The organism is Micromonospora sp. NPDC005254 (genome assembly GCF_042872525.1).
Classification (GTDB): domain Bacteria; phylum Actinomycetota; class Actinomycetes; order Mycobacteriales; family Micromonosporaceae; genus Micromonospora.
In genome coordinates this window covers 25,474-41,168 of record NZ_JBIAKM010000005.1, presented here as the reverse complement: position 1 = coordinate 41,168, position 15,695 = coordinate 25,474, and the positions used below count along the sequence as shown (strand labels likewise).

19 protein-coding genes and 1 riboswitch are annotated in these 15,695 nt (G+C 72.4%); of the genes, 15 read left to right on the top strand and 4 right to left on the bottom strand.

The genetic code is table 11. From position 1 onward, the window contains the following. Positions 1–52: 52 nt before the first annotated feature. Complete coding sequence (locus tag ACFYPR_RS16565) at positions 53–943, bottom strand: septum formation family protein (RefSeq protein WP_387260691.1); 891 nt, start codon at positions 941–943, stop codon at positions 53–55. Positions 944–1,197: 254 nt separating this feature from the next. Between ACFYPR_RS16565 and rpe the strand changes: the two genes are divergently transcribed. The 7 genes from rpe to ribH all read left to right on the top strand — a co-directional run bounded on the left by rpe (position 1,198) and on the right by ribH (position 7,401). After that, positions 1,198–1,878, top strand: coding sequence for a ribulose-phosphate 3-epimerase (gene rpe / locus ACFYPR_RS16560; RefSeq protein WP_354857803.1), 681 nt, complete (start codon positions 1,198–1,200; stop codon positions 1,876–1,878). 1 nt (position 1,879) lies between these two features. After that, positions 1,880–2,836: a response regulator gene (locus ACFYPR_RS16555; protein ID WP_355067104.1), complete on the top strand. Its 957-nt coding sequence runs from the start codon at positions 1,880–1,882 to the stop codon at positions 2,834–2,836. Positions 2,837–2,914: 78 nt separating this feature from the next. Next, positions 2,915–3,084, top strand: a riboswitch (FMN riboswitch). 161 nt (positions 3,085–3,245) lie between these two features. Continuing rightward, entirely contained in the window at positions 3,246–4,307 is a 1,062-nt protein-coding gene (ribD, locus tag ACFYPR_RS16550; protein ID WP_354857808.1) for a bifunctional diaminohydroxyphosphoribosylaminopyrimidine deaminase/5-amino-6-(5-phosphoribosylamino)uracil reductase RibD, read from the top strand. A 1-nt stretch (position 4,308) separates the two neighbouring features. Continuing rightward, positions 4,309–4,947, top strand: coding sequence for a riboflavin synthase (locus ACFYPR_RS16545; protein ID WP_355067105.1), 639 nt, complete (start codon positions 4,309–4,311; stop codon positions 4,945–4,947). Continuing rightward, positions 4,947–5,636, top strand: coding sequence for a nicotinamide riboside transporter PnuC (pnuC, locus tag ACFYPR_RS16540; protein ID WP_354857812.1), 690 nt, complete (start codon positions 4,947–4,949; stop codon positions 5,634–5,636). Before ACFYPR_RS16545 ends, pnuC begins: the two co-directional genes overlap by 1 nt. Further along, on the top strand, positions 5,633–6,898 hold the full coding sequence (locus ACFYPR_RS16535) for a bifunctional 3,4-dihydroxy-2-butanone-4-phosphate synthase/GTP cyclohydrolase II (protein WP_354857814.1): 1,266 nt from the start codon (positions 5,633–5,635) through the stop codon (positions 6,896–6,898). The genes pnuC and ACFYPR_RS16535 overlap by 4 nt, the downstream gene beginning before the upstream one ends. Before the next feature lie 2 nt (positions 6,899–6,900). After that, on the top strand, positions 6,901–7,401 hold the full coding sequence (gene ribH / locus ACFYPR_RS16530) for a 6,7-dimethyl-8-ribityllumazine synthase (RefSeq protein ID WP_234589790.1): 501 nt from the start codon (positions 6,901–6,903) through the stop codon (positions 7,399–7,401). A 56-nt stretch (positions 7,402–7,457) separates the two neighbouring features. Here ribH and ACFYPR_RS16525 read toward each other — a convergent pair whose 3' ends face one another. The 3 genes from ACFYPR_RS16525 to ACFYPR_RS16515 are packed head-to-tail and all read right to left on the bottom strand — an operon-like array spanning position 7,458 to position 9,900. Then, positions 7,458–8,201 carry an amino acid ABC transporter ATP-binding protein gene (locus ACFYPR_RS16525; protein WP_363939852.1) on the bottom strand — a complete coding sequence of 248 codons (744 nt, stop codon included), beginning with the start codon at positions 8,199–8,201 and terminating at the stop codon, positions 7,458–7,460. Between the two features lie 2 nt (positions 8,202–8,203). Beyond that, positions 8,204–9,049 carry an amino acid ABC transporter permease gene (locus tag ACFYPR_RS16520; RefSeq protein WP_354857819.1) on the bottom strand — a complete coding sequence of 282 codons (846 nt, stop codon included), beginning with the start codon at positions 9,047–9,049 and terminating at the stop codon, positions 8,204–8,206. Then, the gene (locus ACFYPR_RS16515; protein WP_355067106.1) at positions 9,046–9,900 is read right to left on the bottom strand and encodes a transporter substrate-binding domain-containing protein; all 855 of its coding nucleotides are present in this window, start codon (positions 9,898–9,900) and stop codon (positions 9,046–9,048) included. The genes ACFYPR_RS16520 and ACFYPR_RS16515 overlap by 4 nt, the downstream gene beginning before the upstream one ends. A gap of 133 nt (positions 9,901–10,033) precedes the next feature. On the opposite strand from ACFYPR_RS16515, the gene ACFYPR_RS16510 reads away from it, so the two are divergent. From ACFYPR_RS16510 to pheS, 8 genes are all read left to right on the top strand, one after another. Next, positions 10,034–10,297, top strand: a complete 264-nt coding sequence (locus tag ACFYPR_RS16510; RefSeq protein ID WP_234589761.1) for a phosphoribosyl-ATP diphosphatase — start codon at positions 10,034–10,036, stop codon at positions 10,295–10,297. Between the two features lie 45 nt (positions 10,298–10,342). After that, positions 10,343–11,188, top strand: a complete 846-nt coding sequence (hisG, locus tag ACFYPR_RS16505) for an ATP phosphoribosyltransferase (RefSeq protein WP_355067107.1) — start codon at positions 10,343–10,345, stop codon at positions 11,186–11,188. 170 nt (positions 11,189–11,358) lie between these two features. After that, positions 11,359–11,832 (top strand): PH domain-containing protein, encoded by a 474-nt coding sequence (locus ACFYPR_RS16500; protein WP_354857826.1) that lies wholly within the window; start codon positions 11,359–11,361, stop codon positions 11,830–11,832. Positions 11,833–12,199: 367 nt separating this feature from the next. Then, positions 12,200–12,850, top strand: a complete 651-nt coding sequence (gene infC, locus ACFYPR_RS16495; RefSeq protein ID WP_328655039.1) for a translation initiation factor IF-3 — start codon at positions 12,200–12,202, stop codon at positions 12,848–12,850. A 20-nt stretch (positions 12,851–12,870) separates the two neighbouring features. Beyond that, positions 12,871–13,065 (top strand): 50S ribosomal protein L35, encoded by a 195-nt coding sequence (gene rpmI, locus ACFYPR_RS16490; RefSeq protein WP_007458415.1) that lies wholly within the window; start codon positions 12,871–12,873, stop codon positions 13,063–13,065. Between the two features lie 32 nt (positions 13,066–13,097). Beyond that, on the top strand, positions 13,098–13,490 hold the full coding sequence (rplT, locus tag ACFYPR_RS16485; protein ID WP_030335718.1) for a 50S ribosomal protein L20: 393 nt from the start codon (positions 13,098–13,100) through the stop codon (positions 13,488–13,490). Between the two features lie 83 nt (positions 13,491–13,573). Then, on the top strand, positions 13,574–14,371 hold the full coding sequence (locus ACFYPR_RS16480; RefSeq protein ID WP_387260687.1) for a TrmH family RNA methyltransferase: 798 nt from the start codon (positions 13,574–13,576) through the stop codon (positions 14,369–14,371). Between the two features lie 219 nt (positions 14,372–14,590). After that, the gene (gene pheS, locus ACFYPR_RS16475) at positions 14,591–15,670 is read left to right on the top strand and encodes a phenylalanine--tRNA ligase subunit alpha (protein ID WP_355136430.1); all 1,080 of its coding nucleotides are present in this window, start codon (positions 14,591–14,593) and stop codon (positions 15,668–15,670) included. Positions 15,671–15,695 lie beyond the last annotated feature (25 nt).

Genomic DNA, 15,695 nt, shown 5'->3' with positions numbered 1-15,695 from the left:
GGCCCCCAGCCGGCCGGTAGCGCCACGGCGCAGCAGCATACGGCACCGCGACTCAGATCGCGGGCAGTCCCTCGGGGCCGGCGCCGCGCATCGAACGGGTGAGTTTGCGGTCGTCGCTCCACAGGAAACAGCGCACTCCACGGTCGCCCTCCTCCCATTCCCGCTGCGACGGTGGGTAGTAGATGGACCCGGCCCGGTACGGCAGGTCGCTGTTGTTCGGCACGGCCGCGTACGTGGCGATCAACGCCATGCAGCGCCGGTGCGCCTGCTCGCCCGCGCGGGTGAACTCGGCCCAGCTCATGTCCCGTTCCTCGTAGACGCCGACGAACTCGGCGCGGTGCGGCTCGGTGCAGAGCACCGGGGCCATGTAGTTGAGGTTGTCGCCGATCAGCTTGGGGTCGAAGCAGCCGTGGGTCAGCGGGGTGTCGCCGATCAACGCCCCGCGCAGGCTGCCGACGCGGTTCACCGGCCGGGTGTTGTCGATGCTGTCGGTCTCGCTGAGGTCGCAGCGGAACCAGCGTGCGCCGCCGGTCCAGGCTGGGCCGCTGGGCAGCGAGAGCGTCAGGGTGAGCCGGGCCGTGTGCCAGTCGCCGCCGAGCACCTCCCGGGCCCGCTGGTCGCACTCCGAGCGGGCCGCGCGCAGCGCGGTCGAGCCCGGGCCCGGCCGGGTGCCGGCCTGCGCGGCCGGGCCGGTGAACGTGCCGACGTGGATCGCCTCGGCGAGGTGGCTGCGGGCGCAGTCGACCGTCTCGTACGTGCTGGCCTGCACGACCGAGGTGATCCGGGGCAGGCAGGTGTCGGTGGCGGGGGTGAACGGTCTTGGAACCCGCAGTGCCGGCCAGTCGTCGGTGAGGTCACCGTCCGCGCCTCGTGCCGGACCGCAGCCGGCCAGCAGCATCGTCGTGATGCCGACCAGCGCCAGCGCTGGAAGCCACCGTCGCATCGTCCGCCCTCCCGGGAGCTGGCGACCGGTCACCGCGCCCCGCGGCGCGACCCCGGCGGGCGTGCAGCCTACGGCACCGTCCCGGTTGGAGTGTCGTCGCGTTTGGGTCGATCGGCCAGCCACTGATGTCTGTTCGTCCGGAATCGATGGCCCGGACCGGCTTATTCTGCACTACTGGTCACTGCTGGATCACAGCGTGTCGGAGTTGGTGCCGTGCTGCGGGCGGCGGGTGGCCGCGTTCGTACACTGGCCCCGTGACCGTACCGCCGCCGATCGTCGCGCCGAGCATCCTGGCCGCCGATTTCGCCCGCCTCGCCGAAGAGGTCCGTGCCGTCGAGGACGCCGCGGACTGGTTGCACGTGGACGTGATGGACAACCATTTCGTGCCCAATCTGACCATCGGGCTGCCCGTGGTGCAGAGCCTGCGAGCCGCCACCACGATGCCGTTCGACGTGCACCTGATGATCTCCGACCCGCGTAGGTGGGCCCCCGGCTACGCCGACGCCGGGGCGTACAACGTCACGTTCCACGCCGAGGCGGCCGACGACCCGGTGGCGCTCGCCAAGGACCTGCGCTCGGCCGGCGCGAAGGCCGGGCTGGCCATCGACCGGGACACCCCGATCGAGCCGTACCTGGAGCTGCTGCCCAGCTTCGACACCCTGCTGATCATGACGATCAAGGCGGGCTTCGGCGGGCAGCGGTTCATCCCGCAGCTGCTGGACAAGGTCCGCGCCGCCCGCCGGCACGTCGACGCCGGCCACCTGGAGCTGCGCATCGAGGTGGACGGCGGGATCGCCGCCGACACCATCGAGCAGGCGTCCGCCGCCGGCGCCGACGCGTTCGTGGCCGGCACCGCCGTCTACGGCGCCGCCGACCCGGCCGAGGCGGTCCGGCGACTGCGGGCCCTGGCGGAGCGCGCGGCGCCCGGGGCCTGAGGTGGAGCCGGAGGCCGACCGCAAGGACATCATCCTCGTCGTCGACGACGACGCGGACATCGCTCGGTTCGTCGAGTTCAACCTGCGGTTGCACGGCTTCGAGGTGATCCACGCCAGTGACGGCCAGGAGGCCCTGGAGGTCATCGAGCGGCAACGGCCGGACCTGGCCGTGGTCGACCTCATGATGCCCCGCATCGACGGGCTGGAGCTGACCCGACGGCTGCGCGCCGACCCGATGACCTCCGCCATTCCGGTGATCATGTTGACGGCCAAGGGGATGACCGTCGACAAGGTCCACGGGCTCAGCGCCGGCGCGGACGACTACCTGGTCAAGCCGTTCGACACCGCCGAGCTGGTGGCCCGGGTCTCCTCGACGTTGCGCCGCAACAAGGAGTTCCGGGAGGTCTCCCCGCTGACCGGGCTGCCCGGCAACAGCCGGATCCGGCGGGAGATCAGCGACCGGGTCCGGCACGGGGTGGACTACGCGGTCGGCTACATCGACATCGACCGGTTCAAGAGCGTCAACGACCGGTACGGCTTCGTGCGTGGCGACGACTTCATCTCCGCGCTGGCCCGCAGCCTGCACCGGGCGGTGGTGGCGGTGGGTCTGCCGCCGGCGTTCCTCGGTCACGTCGGCGGCGACGACTTCGTGATCGTCTGCGCGCCGGACCAGGTCCGCCCGCTGACCTCCCGGGCGGTGGTCGACTTCGAGAAGTCCGCCGACACGCTCTACGACGCCACCGACCGTGAGCGCGGCTTCGTCGAGCTGAAGGACCGGCGCGGCAACATCCGCCGGGCCGCCCTGGTCACGCTGTCCATCGGCGTCTCCCTCTCCGACGCCGGCAAGCGGTTCACCGACCCCCTGGAGGCGATCGCGGTGGCCTCGGAGATGAAGACGGTCGCCAAGAGCCAACCGGGGTCGTACGTGGCGGTGGACCGGCGGCGCGGCGTCACCTGACGCGTGATCCCGCTGTGAACTAGCTCGCCTGGATAAGGACACACCGCGTTCGGCGTGTAAGACTGCGGAGTACCCACCACGCGCTGGCGGGACTCGGTGAAATTCCGAACCGGCGGTGATCCACGGTCCAACCGTGGTCAGCCCGCGACCCGGACGGCTTGCCGCCCGGTGGACCTGGTGAAAATCCGGGGCCGACGGTTGGGGGCGGTTCGTCCGCGCCCAGACAGTCCGGATGGGAGACAGCGCGCGGGACGGACGGGTCTTCAGCCGGCCGCTGGCGTCAGCGTGCCGTGCCGCCCATCCGGGTCGGCTGTGCCGTACCCGGACTCCGCCGCCGCCTGCCCGCGGTCCATGCCGCCTCCCTGACCGCCCGCGCGCGGACCGGCGAGTGAGAGGGCAGAACAGGGCGATGGCCAGCGTCTCCGTCGATGAGGCGATGCGGCGTGCGATCGAGCTGGCGGCTCGCGGGCTGGGCACCACCAGCCCCAACCCGGTGGTCGGGTGCGTGCTGCTCGACGCCGACGGCGAGGTCGTGGGGGAGGGCTTCCACGCCTACGCCGGTGGGCCGCACGCCGAGATCGTCGCGCTGGCCCAGGCCGGCCCGCGCGCCGAGGGCGGCACCGCGGTCGTCACTCTGGAGCCCTGCGACCACACCGGCCGCACCGGCCCCTGCAGCACCGCGCTCGTCCAGGCCGGGGTGGCCCGCGTGGTCATCGCCGTGCCCGATCCGAACCCGGTGGCCTCCGGCGGCGCCGCCACGTTGCGCGCCGCCGGGGTCCAGGTGGATCTGGGGGTACGCGGCGACGAGGCCGAGGCCGGCAACGTCGCGTGGTTGACCTCGATGCGCCGGGGCTGGCCGTACGTCATCTGGAAGTACGCCGCCACCGTCGACGGCCGGTCCGCCGCCGCGGACGGCACCAGCATGTGGATCACCTCGGAGGCGGCCCGGATCGACGTGCACGCGCTGCGCGGCACGGTCGACGCGGTCGTCGCCGGGGTGGGCACCGTGCTCGCCGACGACCCCCGGTTGACCGCCCGCAACCTGCGCGACGGCAGCCTGGCCATCCGGCAGCCGCTGCGGGTGGTGGTGGACAGCTCGGGGCGTACCCCCTTCGACGCCCGGGTCCGCGACGGCGCCGCGCGGACGTGGATCGCGACCGCGGCCGAGGTGGGCGCGGGCCCGGACGGCCGGGTCGACCTGTCGGCGCTGCTCGCGGCGCTGCACCAGCGCGGGGTCCGCGCGGTGCTGCTGGAGGGCGGCCCCCGGCTGGCCGGCGCGTTCCTGGCCGCCGGCCTGGTCGACAAGATCGTCGGGTACGTCGCGCCCCGGCTGCTCGGCGCCGGCCCCACCGCCCTGGTCGACGCGGGAGTGACGACCATCGCTGAGGCCATCGATCTGGAGTTCGTGGACGTTACGCAGGTCGGTCCGGATCTCCGGATCACCGCTTTGCCCCGCAAAAGGGAGGGCTGACATGTTCACCGGCATTGTCGAGGAGTTGGGGGAGATCGTCCGGGTCACGGCCACGGCGGGCGATTCGGCGCTGGTCGCCGTGCGCGGCCCGTTGGTCACCTCGGACGCCCGCCACGGTGATTCCATCGCCGTCAACGGCGTCTGCCTGACGGTGGTGGACGCGGCCGACGGCACCTTCACCGCCGACGTCATGGGCGAGACCCTGCGCCGGTCCGCGCTGGGCGCGCTGCGTCCCGGCGACCCGGTCAACCTGGAGCGGGCGGCGGCGCTGGGCAGCCGCCTCGGCGGGCACCTCGTGCAGGGCCACGTCGACGGCGTCGGCGAACTGATCTCCCGGGAACCGGCCGAGCAGTGGGAGACGGTGCGGTTCCGGCTGCCCGCCGCCCTGGCCCGGTACGTGGTGGAGAAGGGCTCGATCACCATCGACGGCGTGTCGCTGACCGTGGCCGAGGTGGGCGCGGACGAGTTCGCCGTCGGGCTGATCCCGACCACCCTGAAGCTGACCACGCTCGGCGCGAAGGGCGTCGGCGACCCGGTCAACCTGGAGGTCGACGTGCTGGCCAAGTACGTCGAGCGGCTGCTCGGCGCCCGGCTCACCGACGCTTCCGGGGCGACCCCGAGCACGGGCGGGGTGGCCTGATGGGCCCCCTCGGCTGGCTGCTCGACGCCCAGGTGCAGGTGGCCGGCTCGCCGGTGCTGGCCCGGGAGATCGTCGGCAATGTGTTCGGGCTGGTCTCCGCGCTGCTCGGGCTGCGCCGGCTGGTCTGGGCGTGGCCGGTCGGCATGATCGGCAACGCGCTGCTGTTCACCGTCTTCCTCGGCGGGGTGTTCGCCACCCCGCAGGCGCACGACCTGTACGGGCAGGCCGGCCGGCAGGTGTTCTTCTTCGCGGTGAGCGTCTACGGCTGGTGGCGGTGGCGTCGCAACAGCCGCGTCGACGCCGACCACGCCGCGGTGCTGCCGCGCTGGGCCACCGGGCGGGAGCGGCTCGTGCTGCTGCTGGCCGCCGTCGTCGGCACCGCCGCCGCGTACCCGGTGCTCAAGGCGCTGGGCTCCTGGGGCCCGCTGCCGGACGCCTGGATCCTCACCGGCAGTCTGCTGGCCACCTACGGCATGGCCCGTGGCTGGGTCGAGTTCTGGCTGGTGTGGATCGCGGTGGACGCGGTCGGCGTGCCGCTGCTGCTGCGCGGCGGGTTCTACCCGTCGGCGGCCATGTACCTGGTCTACGGCGCCTTCTGCGCCTGGGGCTTCGCCGCCTGGTGGCGCACCTCGCGCGCCACCAGGCCGGCCGCCGCACTCCCGCCCACCTACACGGAGGCCGTCGCATGAGCAGCTTCGCCGATATCGACGAGGCGATCGCCGAGATCGCCGCCGGGCGGCCGGTCGTCGTGGTCGACGACGCCGATCGGGAGAACGAGGGCGACCTGATCTTCGCGGCCGAGCGGGCCACGCCGGAGCTGATGGCGTTCATGGTGCGCCACACCTCCGGGTACGTCTGCGTGGCGTTGACCGAGAGCGAGGCCGACCGGCTCGACCTGCCGCCGATGCACCACACCAACCAGGACCGGCGCGGCACCGCGTACACGGTGACCGTGGACGCCCGGGAGGGGATCAGCACCGGCATCTCGGCGGCCGACCGCGCGCACACCAGCCGGCTGCTCGCCGGCGCGGCGACCGATCCGACCGACCTGGCCCGGCCCGGGCACGTGGTGCCGCTGCGCGCCCGCGAGGGCGGGGTGCTGCGCCGACCCGGGCACACCGAGGCGGCGATCGACCTGACCCGGCTCGCCGGGCTGCGCCCGGCCGGCGTGCTCTGCGAGCTGGTCAACGACGACGGCACCATGATGCGGTTGCCGGACCTGGAGAAGTTCGCCGCCGAGCACGGCCTCACGCTGATCACCATCGCCGACCTGATCGCCTACCGGCGGCGTACCGAGAAGCAGGTCGAGCTGGTCGCCGACGCCCGGATGCCGACGCGGCACGGGGTGTTCCGGGCGCTCGGCTACCGTGCCGAGCACGACCCGGCCGAGCACGTCGCGATGGTGCTCGGTGACCTCGGCGACGGTCAGGACGTGCTGGTCCGGGTCCACTCCGAGTGCCTGACCGGGGACGTGTTCGGCTCGCTGCGCTGCGACTGCGGGCCGCAGCTGGACGCCGCGCTGGCCCGGGTCGCCCGCGAGGGCCGCGGCGTGGTGCTCTACGTGCGCGGGCACGAGGGACGCGGCATCGGCCTGCTGCACAAGCTGCAGGCGTACCAGTTGCAGGACCAGGGTCGCGACACCGTGGACGCCAACCTCGACCTGGGTCTGCCGGCCGACGCCCGCGACTACGGCACCGGCGCGCAGATCCTGTACGACCTGGGCGTGCGCTCGATGCGGCTGCTGACCAACAACCCGGCGAAGCGGGCCGGGCTGGAGGGCTACGGGCTCACCGTCACCGGCCGCGAGAGCCTGCCGGCCGGCGCGCACCCGGAGAACCTGCGCTACCTGCGCACCAAGCGGGACCGGATGGGTCACCTGCTGGACGAGTTGGACGAGGTGTCCGAGGCGCCGCTGGGGCGTCCGGTCGCCGACGACGAGATCGGAGCATGACGATGGCGGGTTTCGGCGAGCCGGGAGTCGAGGCGGTCGACGCTGCGGGGTTGACCGTCGGGGTGGTGGCCGCACGATGGCACGGCGATCTGACCGATCACATGCTGGAGCGCGCGGTCGCCGCCGCCGAGGCGTGCGGGGCGCGGTCCGTGGTGGCGCGTGTCGCCGGCTCCGTGGAGCTGCCGGTCGTCGCCCAGGCCCTCGCCCGCCGCTGCGACGTGGTGGTCGCGCTCGGCGTGGTCGTGCGGGGCGCCACCGCCCACTTCGACTACGTGTGCCGGTCGGTCACCGACGGGCTGACCCGGGTGGCGCTGGACGAGGGCAAGCCGGTGGCGCACGGCGTGCTCACCGTGGAGACCATCGAGCAGGCCCGGGACCGGGCCGGGCTGCCCGGCTCGGCGGAGGACAAGGGCTGGGCGGCGACCGTGGCGGCGCTCGACGCGGCGCTGGCCGTCCGGACCGTGGCCGCCGGCAACGCGCAGCGGGTCGGCTTCGGCGGCTGACGCCGCCTTCGGCGCTGCTCTGCTTCGGTGCCGGCTGGCCTCAGAGTCGGCTGGCCTCAGAGTCGGCCGGCTTCGATGATGCGGCGCAGGAACTGACGCGTGCGGGCCTGCGTCGGCTCGCCGAGCACCTGCTCCGGTGGGCCGCTCTCGACGACGCGCCCCGCGTCGAGGAAGCACACCTCGTCGGCGACCTCCCGGGCGAAACCCATCTCGTGGGTGGCCAGCACCATGGTCATCCCGTCGGCCTTCAGGTCCCGGATCATCGCCAGCACCTCGCCGACGAGTTCCGGGTCCAGCGCCGAGGTGACCTCGTCGAGCAGCATCAGGCGGGGCGAGTTCGCCAGCGCCCGGACGATCGCCACCCGCTGCTGCTGCCCGCCGGAGAGCGCGTCCGGGTAGGCGTGCGCCTTCGCGCCCAGCCCCACCCGGTCGAGCAGGTCGCGGGCCTGGGCCTCGGCCTCGGCGCGGGACCGCCGGTGCACCCGCCGGGGCGCGAGGGTGATGTTGTCCAGCACGCTCAGGTGCGGAAACAGGTTGTACGCCTGGAACACCATGCCGATCCGCCGACGGACCCGGTCGGCGTCCACCCGGGGGTCGGAGATGTCCTCCCCGTCCAGCTCGATGGTGCCGTCGTCCACCTCCTCCAGGAGGTTCACGCACCGCAGCAGCGTGGACTTGCCCGACCCGGACGCCCCGATCAGGGCCACCACCCGGTGCTCGGCGACCGTCAGGTCGAGCCGGTCCAGCACGACGTGGCCGGCGAACTCCTTGCGCAGGCCCCGGCAGCGCAGCAGCGCCATGGTCAGCCTCCCGACTGGCGACGGGCCGAGCGCAGCGTCACCCAGTCGGTGACGGCGATCAGCGGGATCGCGAGCAGCACGAACAGCACTCCGGCCACGACGTACGGGGTGTAGTTGAACGACTGGGCGGTGGCGATCTGGGCGGCCCGGACCGCGTCGATCGGGCCGGCGAGCGAGACCAGGCCGACGTCCTTCTGCAGGGCCACCACGTCGTTGAGCAGCGGTGGCGCCACCCGGCGGACGGCCTGCGGCAGCACCACGTGCCGCATCGTCTGCCGGTAGGTCAGGCCCAGCGAACGGGCCGCGGCGAGCTGGCTGGGGTGCACCGACTCGATGCCGGCCCGGAACACCTCGGCCAGGTAGCCGCCGTAGGTGAGCACCAGCGCGAGCCCGCCGAGCACCAGCACCGACGGCATGCCCCGCAGCCGCAGCCCGGGCACGCCGAGGGTGAGCAGGTACAGCACGATGATCAGGGGCAGACCCCGGAAGGTGTACGTGTAGCCGGCGGCCAGCGCCCGTACCGGGAAGAAGACCGGGCCGCGCAGTGTCCGCAGCACGGCGATCACCAGCCCAAGCAGCAGCGCGCCGGCCGCGCAGCAGACCAGCAGCCGGACGTTGAGCCAGAGCCCGTCCAGCACGGCAGGCAGCGCGTCGGCGCCGATCCGCGGGTCCAGGAACGACTGCCGGACCCGGTCCCAGCCCGGCGCGCCGGTCACGGCGACGACCAGCAACGTGCCGAGCGCCGCCGTGGAGAAGGCCGCGATCAGCACGCTGTGCAGGCTCTGCCGACGCCGGTACGCCGACCGCCGCAGCTGCGCCGCGGACGGGGTGTGTTCCCGCGGCGTCACTTCAGCTCGGCCGCCCCCGCCACCTGCGCGAGCCACTTCTGCTCCAGCTCGGTCAGCGTGCCGGCCTCGCTGAGCTGACCGACCGCGCCGCTCACGCAGCGGGTCAGCGGCGAGTTCTTGTCCAGCAGCAGCCCGAACGCCTCCGGCACGCCCACCTGCGGCACCTGCCCGACGATCGTCGCGTCGGTGATCTCCGCGCCGGTGATGTAGAAGGCGGTCGGCAGGTCCACCACGAGCCCGTCGATCTGCCCGTTCTGCAGGGCCTTCTTGGCGTCGTCGTTGCTGTTGTAGACCTGCGGCTTCGCGGACGGCTTGATGACGTCCGTGATCGCCTGGTAGCTGGTCGTGCCGACCTGGGCGCCGAGCCGGGCGCCGCGCAGGTCAGCCAGCGAGGTCTTGCCGGCGATCTTCGAGGACTTCAGCGCGATGACGGTCTGCCGTACCAGGTAGTACGGGGCCGAGAAGTCCACCGCCTGCTTGCGCTCCTCGGTGACGGAGAACTGGTTGATGTCGAAGTCGAAGTTCTTCTCCCCGGGCGCGATCGCGGTGTCGAACTTGACCCGGGTCCAGGTGACGTCGCCCCGGGCGTAGCCGAGCTTCTCGGCCACCGCGTACGCGACGGCGGCCTCGAAGCCCTCGCCGCTGTCCGGCTTGTCCTGCCGGAACCACGGCTCGTACGCCGGCTGGTCGGTGGCGATGGTGAGCTTGCCCGGCGTACGGGTGGGCAGGCTGTCCTTCGTGCAGGACGGCGTGGCGGTGGGTGTCGGTTCCTCGTCCTGTGGCGCGCATCCGGCGGTGGCGACGACGACGCCGGCGAGGGTGAGCGCGAAAAGGCGTGAGCGGCTGGCCATGGCGGACAGCGTAGAGGTCCATGGGCGTCGATCGAAGATTTTCCCACCATGCTGATAGGGAATAGTCCGTCTGCTGGGTCGCGGTGGACCCGGACTCGGGGCGCCGGCCCGGCGGCTGGAAGAATCGTTCCCCGTGAAGACGTTCGAGGAGTTGTTCGCCGAGCTGCAGGCCAAGGCCGCCGCCGGCACCCCGGGCTCGGGCACCGTCGCCGCGCTGAACAAGGGCGTGCACTTCATCGGCAAGAAGGTTGTCGAGGAGGCGGCCGAGTCGTGGATGGCCGCCGAGCACGAGGGGCCGCAGCGTACCGCCGAGGAGATCTCCCAGCTGCTCTACCAGGTCCAGGTGCTGATGCTCGCCAGCGGTCTCGAACTGAAGGACGTCTACCGACATCTGTGAGTGCGCCCCGTCGTTGATCAGATTCGATCGAAGGAGCACTCCGTCATGTTGCGTGTCGCCATCCCCAACAAGGGCACCCTGGCCGAGCCGGCCGCCCAGATGCTGCGTGAGGCGGGCTACCGCCAGCGCACCGACCCCAAGGACCTCGTCTGCCGCGACGAGGCCAACGATGTCGAATTCTTCTACCTGCGTCCCAAGGACATCGCCACCTACGTCGGCTCCGGTGACCTCGACCTCGGCATCACCGGCCGGGACCTGCTGATCGACTCGGCCGCACCCGCCGAGGAGGTCGTCGACCTCGCCTTCGGTCGGGCCACCTTCCGCTTCGCCGCCCGCCCCGACGACATCGCCTCCGTGCAGGATCTGGGCGGGCACCGGATCGCCACCGCGTATCCGGGGCTGGTCGAGCGGCACCTCGACGAGGCCGGCGTCAAGGCCGAGGTGATCCGCCTCGACGGCGCCGTGGAGAACGCCGTACGCCTCGGTGTCGCCGACGTGATCGCGGACGTGGTGGAGACCGGCGCGACCCTGCGTCAGGCGGGCCTCGTGGTGTTCGGCGAGCCGCTGCTGCGCTCGTCGGCGGTGCTGGTCCGCCGCGCCGGCGCACCGGCGCACGCGCAGGCCGAGCAGTTGCTGCGCCGCCTGCACGGCGTGCTGGTGGCCCGCCGCTACGTGATGCTCGCCTACGACGTCCCGGCCGGTCTGCTGGACCGCGCCAGCGGGCTGACCCCCGGCATCGAGTCGCCCACCGTGTCGCCGCTGCACCGCGAGGGCTGGGTGGCAGTGCAGGCCATGGTGCTCCGCGACGACGTGCACCGGATCATGGACGAGCTGTACGAGCTGGGCGCCCGCGCCATCCTGGTGACCAACATCCACGCCTGCCGCCTCTGAGCGTTCACGGGATCGCTGAGACGGGGGTGTCCGCCCGTGCGGGACACCCCCGTTTCGCTGATCTCGACTGATCAACCGCGCCGCGCCGGCATGGGCGCGTCGCGGGACGCTGAGTGATGGCTCGGTGGGTGGTGCGTCTGTGCGGCGGGTACGGGTGGCAGACTGGTGGGGTGAGTGACACCGAGCTGGTCCGTCTCAAGCCCCGCCGCATCCGGGTGGTGTGCTGGTCGGCGGCGGTCGCGCTGGTGGTGGTGTTCGCCGTGGTCGCCACCTCGCTGAGCGGGCCGACCGGCGACGGCTACGGCAGCTTCCAGCGCGGCGACCAGATCGCCATGATCGGTCTGGGCATCTTCGGGGCGCTGGGTTTCCTGCTGTTCACCCGCCCGCGGGTGGAGGCGGACGCGCGGGTCATCCGGGTGCGCAACGTGATCAGCTCGTACGAGCTGCCCTGGGAGGTTGTCCGGGGGGTCCGTTTCGACCGGGGCGCGCCGTGGGCGAGCCTGGAGCTGCACGACGACGACCTGCTGCCGATGGTCGCCCTGCAGGCGGCCGACAAGGAGCTGGCCGTCGACGGGGTCCGCGCCCTGCGCCGGCTGCACGAGGCCCACCTGAACCGCCTCGCCCAGCGCGCCGCCGGCAGCTGACCCCGCCGCTCGCCGACCTGCGCCACCGTCGGCGCTGCTCACGGCCGGGGTGCCCGGTTTGGGGGCGAGCGAGGCGGCGGTGTACTGTTGTCGTGTCGACCAGGCTGTCTCCGCATGCGAGCAGACAGCCTTGAAAGCGGAGCGCCTGCTCCCACCCGAGTCGCCGCCACGGTGGCCGGGTCCGGTCACCGGTTCCGGGCACGTCCCGGTCCCGGACGTGTGATCCTGTGATCACGCCGACCGGTCGAGCGGGCCCTGGCATGCGCCGGGGCCTTCTGCTTTCCGGGTCGGTTCCCACCCGGGAGCCGCAGGGGTCGGCGACAGAGCAGAAACGACTCGAGGAGGCCCCATCAGCGTCGAACCACGCGTGAACGAGCAGATCCGGGCACGTGAGGTCCGACTGGTCGGCCCCGAGGGTGAGCAGGTGGGCATCGTCCCGCTGGAGCGCGCCCTTCAGCTGGCCGCGGACGTCGATCTGGACCTGGTCGAGGTTGCGCCGATGGCGCGCCCGCCGGTGTGCAAGCTCATGGACTTCGGCAAGTTCAAGTACGAGAGCGCACTCAAGGCGCGCGAAGCGCGGCGTAATCAGCAGCAGACCGTCATCAAGGAAATGAAGCTCCGTCCGAAGATCGACCCGCACGACTACGAGACCAAAAAGGGTCACGTGGTGCGGTTCCTCAAGGCGGGCGACAAGGTCAAGGTGACGATCATGTTCCGCGGTCGCGAGCAGAGCCGCCCGGAGCTGGGTTACCGGCTCCTGCGCCGGCTCGAATCCGAGATCACGGAACTGGGATACGTCGAGGCCGCTCCGAAGCAGGACGGCCGAAACATGATCATGGTTCTCGCCCCGCATCGGGCCGTCAAGGCCTCCGCGGTCGCCGCTACGGCGTCCCGCGGCGGACCTCGGGACCGGGCAGCGGACGAGTCCGCCGCTCCGGAAGCCGATGAGACCGCGGCGGTCAGCGAGACCGCAGCAGCCGGTGACACCGGCCTCGCCGCCGACACCAGCGGCGAGTAACAGGGGAGAAGACGTTCCACATGCCGAAGATGAAGAGCCACACGGGTATGGGTAAGCGGGTCAAGGTGACCGGCAAGGGCAAGATCGTTGCCCAGCAGGCCGGCCTCCGTCACAACCTGGAGAAGAAGCCCTCCACCCAGACCCGCCGGCTGACCGGCACGGTCGTGCTGGCCAAGGCCGACGTCAAGCGCATCAAGAAGCTGCTCGGCCGCTGACGCGCGCCACCTTTACGTAAGAAGGAGTTGAGATGGCACGCGTCAAGCGGGCTGTAAACGCCCAGAAGAAGCGTCGTACCCTGCTGGAGACCGCGAGCGGTTACCGCGGTCAGCGCTCCCGGCTGTACCGCAAGGCCAAGGAGCAGGTGCTGCACTCGATGCAGTACGCCTACCGGGACCGTCGCGACCGCAAGGGCGACTTCCGGCAGCTGTGGATCCAGCGGATCAACGCGGGCGCCCGGGCCAACGGGATGACCTACAACCGCCTGATCCAGGGCCTGCGTCTGGCCGGCATCGAGGTCGACCGCAAGATCCTGGCCGACCTGGCTGTCAACGACGCCGCCGCCTTCGCGGCGATCGTCGAGCTGGCCCGGGCCGCGGTCGCGGCCGAGGGCACCGGCGGCGCGGCGGCCCAGGCCGCCTGATCCCCCCGCACCAGAGCGAGGCGTCTCCCGTGTCGGCACCGCCGTCCGGGGGGCGCCTCAATCGTGCCGGAGGAACACACACCATGGCCTTCACCCCGCGTACCCCCAGGGTCGTCGCCGCACGCCGCCTGCAACGTCGCCGGGACCGCGACGCCACCGGCCGTTTCCTGGCCGAGGGCCCGCAGGCGGTCCGCGAGGCCCTGGCCCGGCCGGGGGTGGTCACCGAGCTGTTCGGTACGCCCGCCGCGCTGGACCGGCACCCGGAGCTCGCCGCGACGGCGGCCCGCGCCGACGTGCCGGTCTCCGAGGTGACCGACGACGCGCTCGCCGCGCTGGCCGAGACCGTCGCCCCGCAGGGGCTGGTCGCCGTCTGCCGGCACCTCGACGTGCCGCTGGAGCAGGCCCTCGCCGGCAGGCCCCGGTTGGTGGCGGTGCTCGCCGAGATCCGCGATCCGGGCAACGCCGGCACGGTGCTGCGCACCGCCGACGCGGCCGGCGCGGGTGCGGTGGTCTTCGCCGGGGACGCGGTCGACCCGTACAACGGCAAGTGTGTGCGGGCCTCGGCCGGCAGCCTCTTCCACGTCGACGTGGTCCGCGCGCCCGACCCGGTCGCGGTGGTCGACGCGCTGCGCGCCGCCGGGCTGTCGATCTTCGCCACCACCGGGTACGGCGACGACGACCTGGACGACCTGACCGACTACGGCCGGCTCGTCGGGCCCACCGCGTGGTTGTTCGGCTCGGAGGCGCACGGCCTGCCCGAGGAGTTGACCGCCGCCGCCGACGCCCGGGTGCGGGTGCCGCTGTACGGGCGCGCGGAGAGCCTCAACCTGGCTGCCGCCGCGGCGGTCTGCCTGTACGCTTCAGCGAGAGCGCAGCGCTGACGGTGACCACCTCCGGCGCGACCGACAGCAGGGGAGAGCATCCGCCCATGAACGCGACACGGCGTTCGTTTAGCCAGCCCGCCGGTGTCGGCGGGCGGCGGGCCTGACCTGCTCCCTGCGCAACTCCTACCGGCGGGCTGCGGCACAGCCGCGCGTCCGTAGACTCGCCTAGCCGCCCCGATGAGGGCTGGCGCCGCCGTGAGGGAGTGCCCGTACGCCATGAGCTACCGCAACGATCCGTACGACCCGAAGCAGGTCGCCCTGCTCGACCCGGCCGCCCTGGACGAGGCCGTCGCCGACGCCACGAAGGCGTTCACGGCCGCCGCCGATCCGGACGCGCTGACCGCGCTGCGTTCGGCGCACCTGGGGGACCGGTCGCCGGTCTCCCTCGCGCGCCGCGAGATCGGCGCGCTGCCGCCGGCCGCGAAGTCCGACGCCGGCAAGCGGGTCAACGAGGCCCGCCGGGCGATCGAAGCCGCGTACGCCGACCGCGCCGAGGTGGTGGAGCGCGAGCAGGCCGAGCGGGTGCTGGTCGAGGAGCGGGTGGACGTCACGCTGCCCTTCAACAGGCGTCCGCGCGGCGCCCGGCATCCGCTGAGCGTCCTGATGGAGTCGATCAGCGACCTGTTCGTCGGGATGGGCTACGAGGTGGCCGAGGGGCCCGAGGTCGACCTGGAGTGGGTCAACTTCGACGCGTTGAACATCCCCGCCGACCACCCGGCACGCGGGCTGATGGACACGTTCCACATCGCATCCGCCGATGGCTCCGCGGGCTCGGGCCTTGTTCTACGAACGCACACGTCGACGGTGCAGACCCGCACCATGCTCAGCCGCAAGCCACCGATCTACGTGATCGTGCCCGGCCGCGTCTACCGCACGGACGAGATCGACGCCACGCACAGCCCGGTGTTCCACCAGGCCGAGGGCCTGGTGGTCGACAAGGGCATCACGATGGCGCACCTGCGGGGCACGCTGGACCACTTCGCGCGGGCCATGTTCGGCCCGGAGGCGAAGACCCGGTGGCGGCCGCACTACTTCCCGTTCACCGAGCCGTCAGCGGAGTTCGACGTGTGGTTCCCGGAGCACCGCGACGGCCCGCAGTGGGTCGAGTGGGGCGGCTGCGGCATGGTCAACCCGCGGGTGCTGCGCGCCTGCGGCGTGGACCCGGAGGTCTACTCCGGATTCGCCTTCGGCATGGGCATCGACCGGACCCTGATGGTCCGGCACGGGGTCAGCGACATCCGCCATCTCTTCGAGGGCGACGTGCGGTTCAGCCGCGCGCTCTCCACCGGGGCGTAGGCGATGCGGGTACGAGACACGGGAA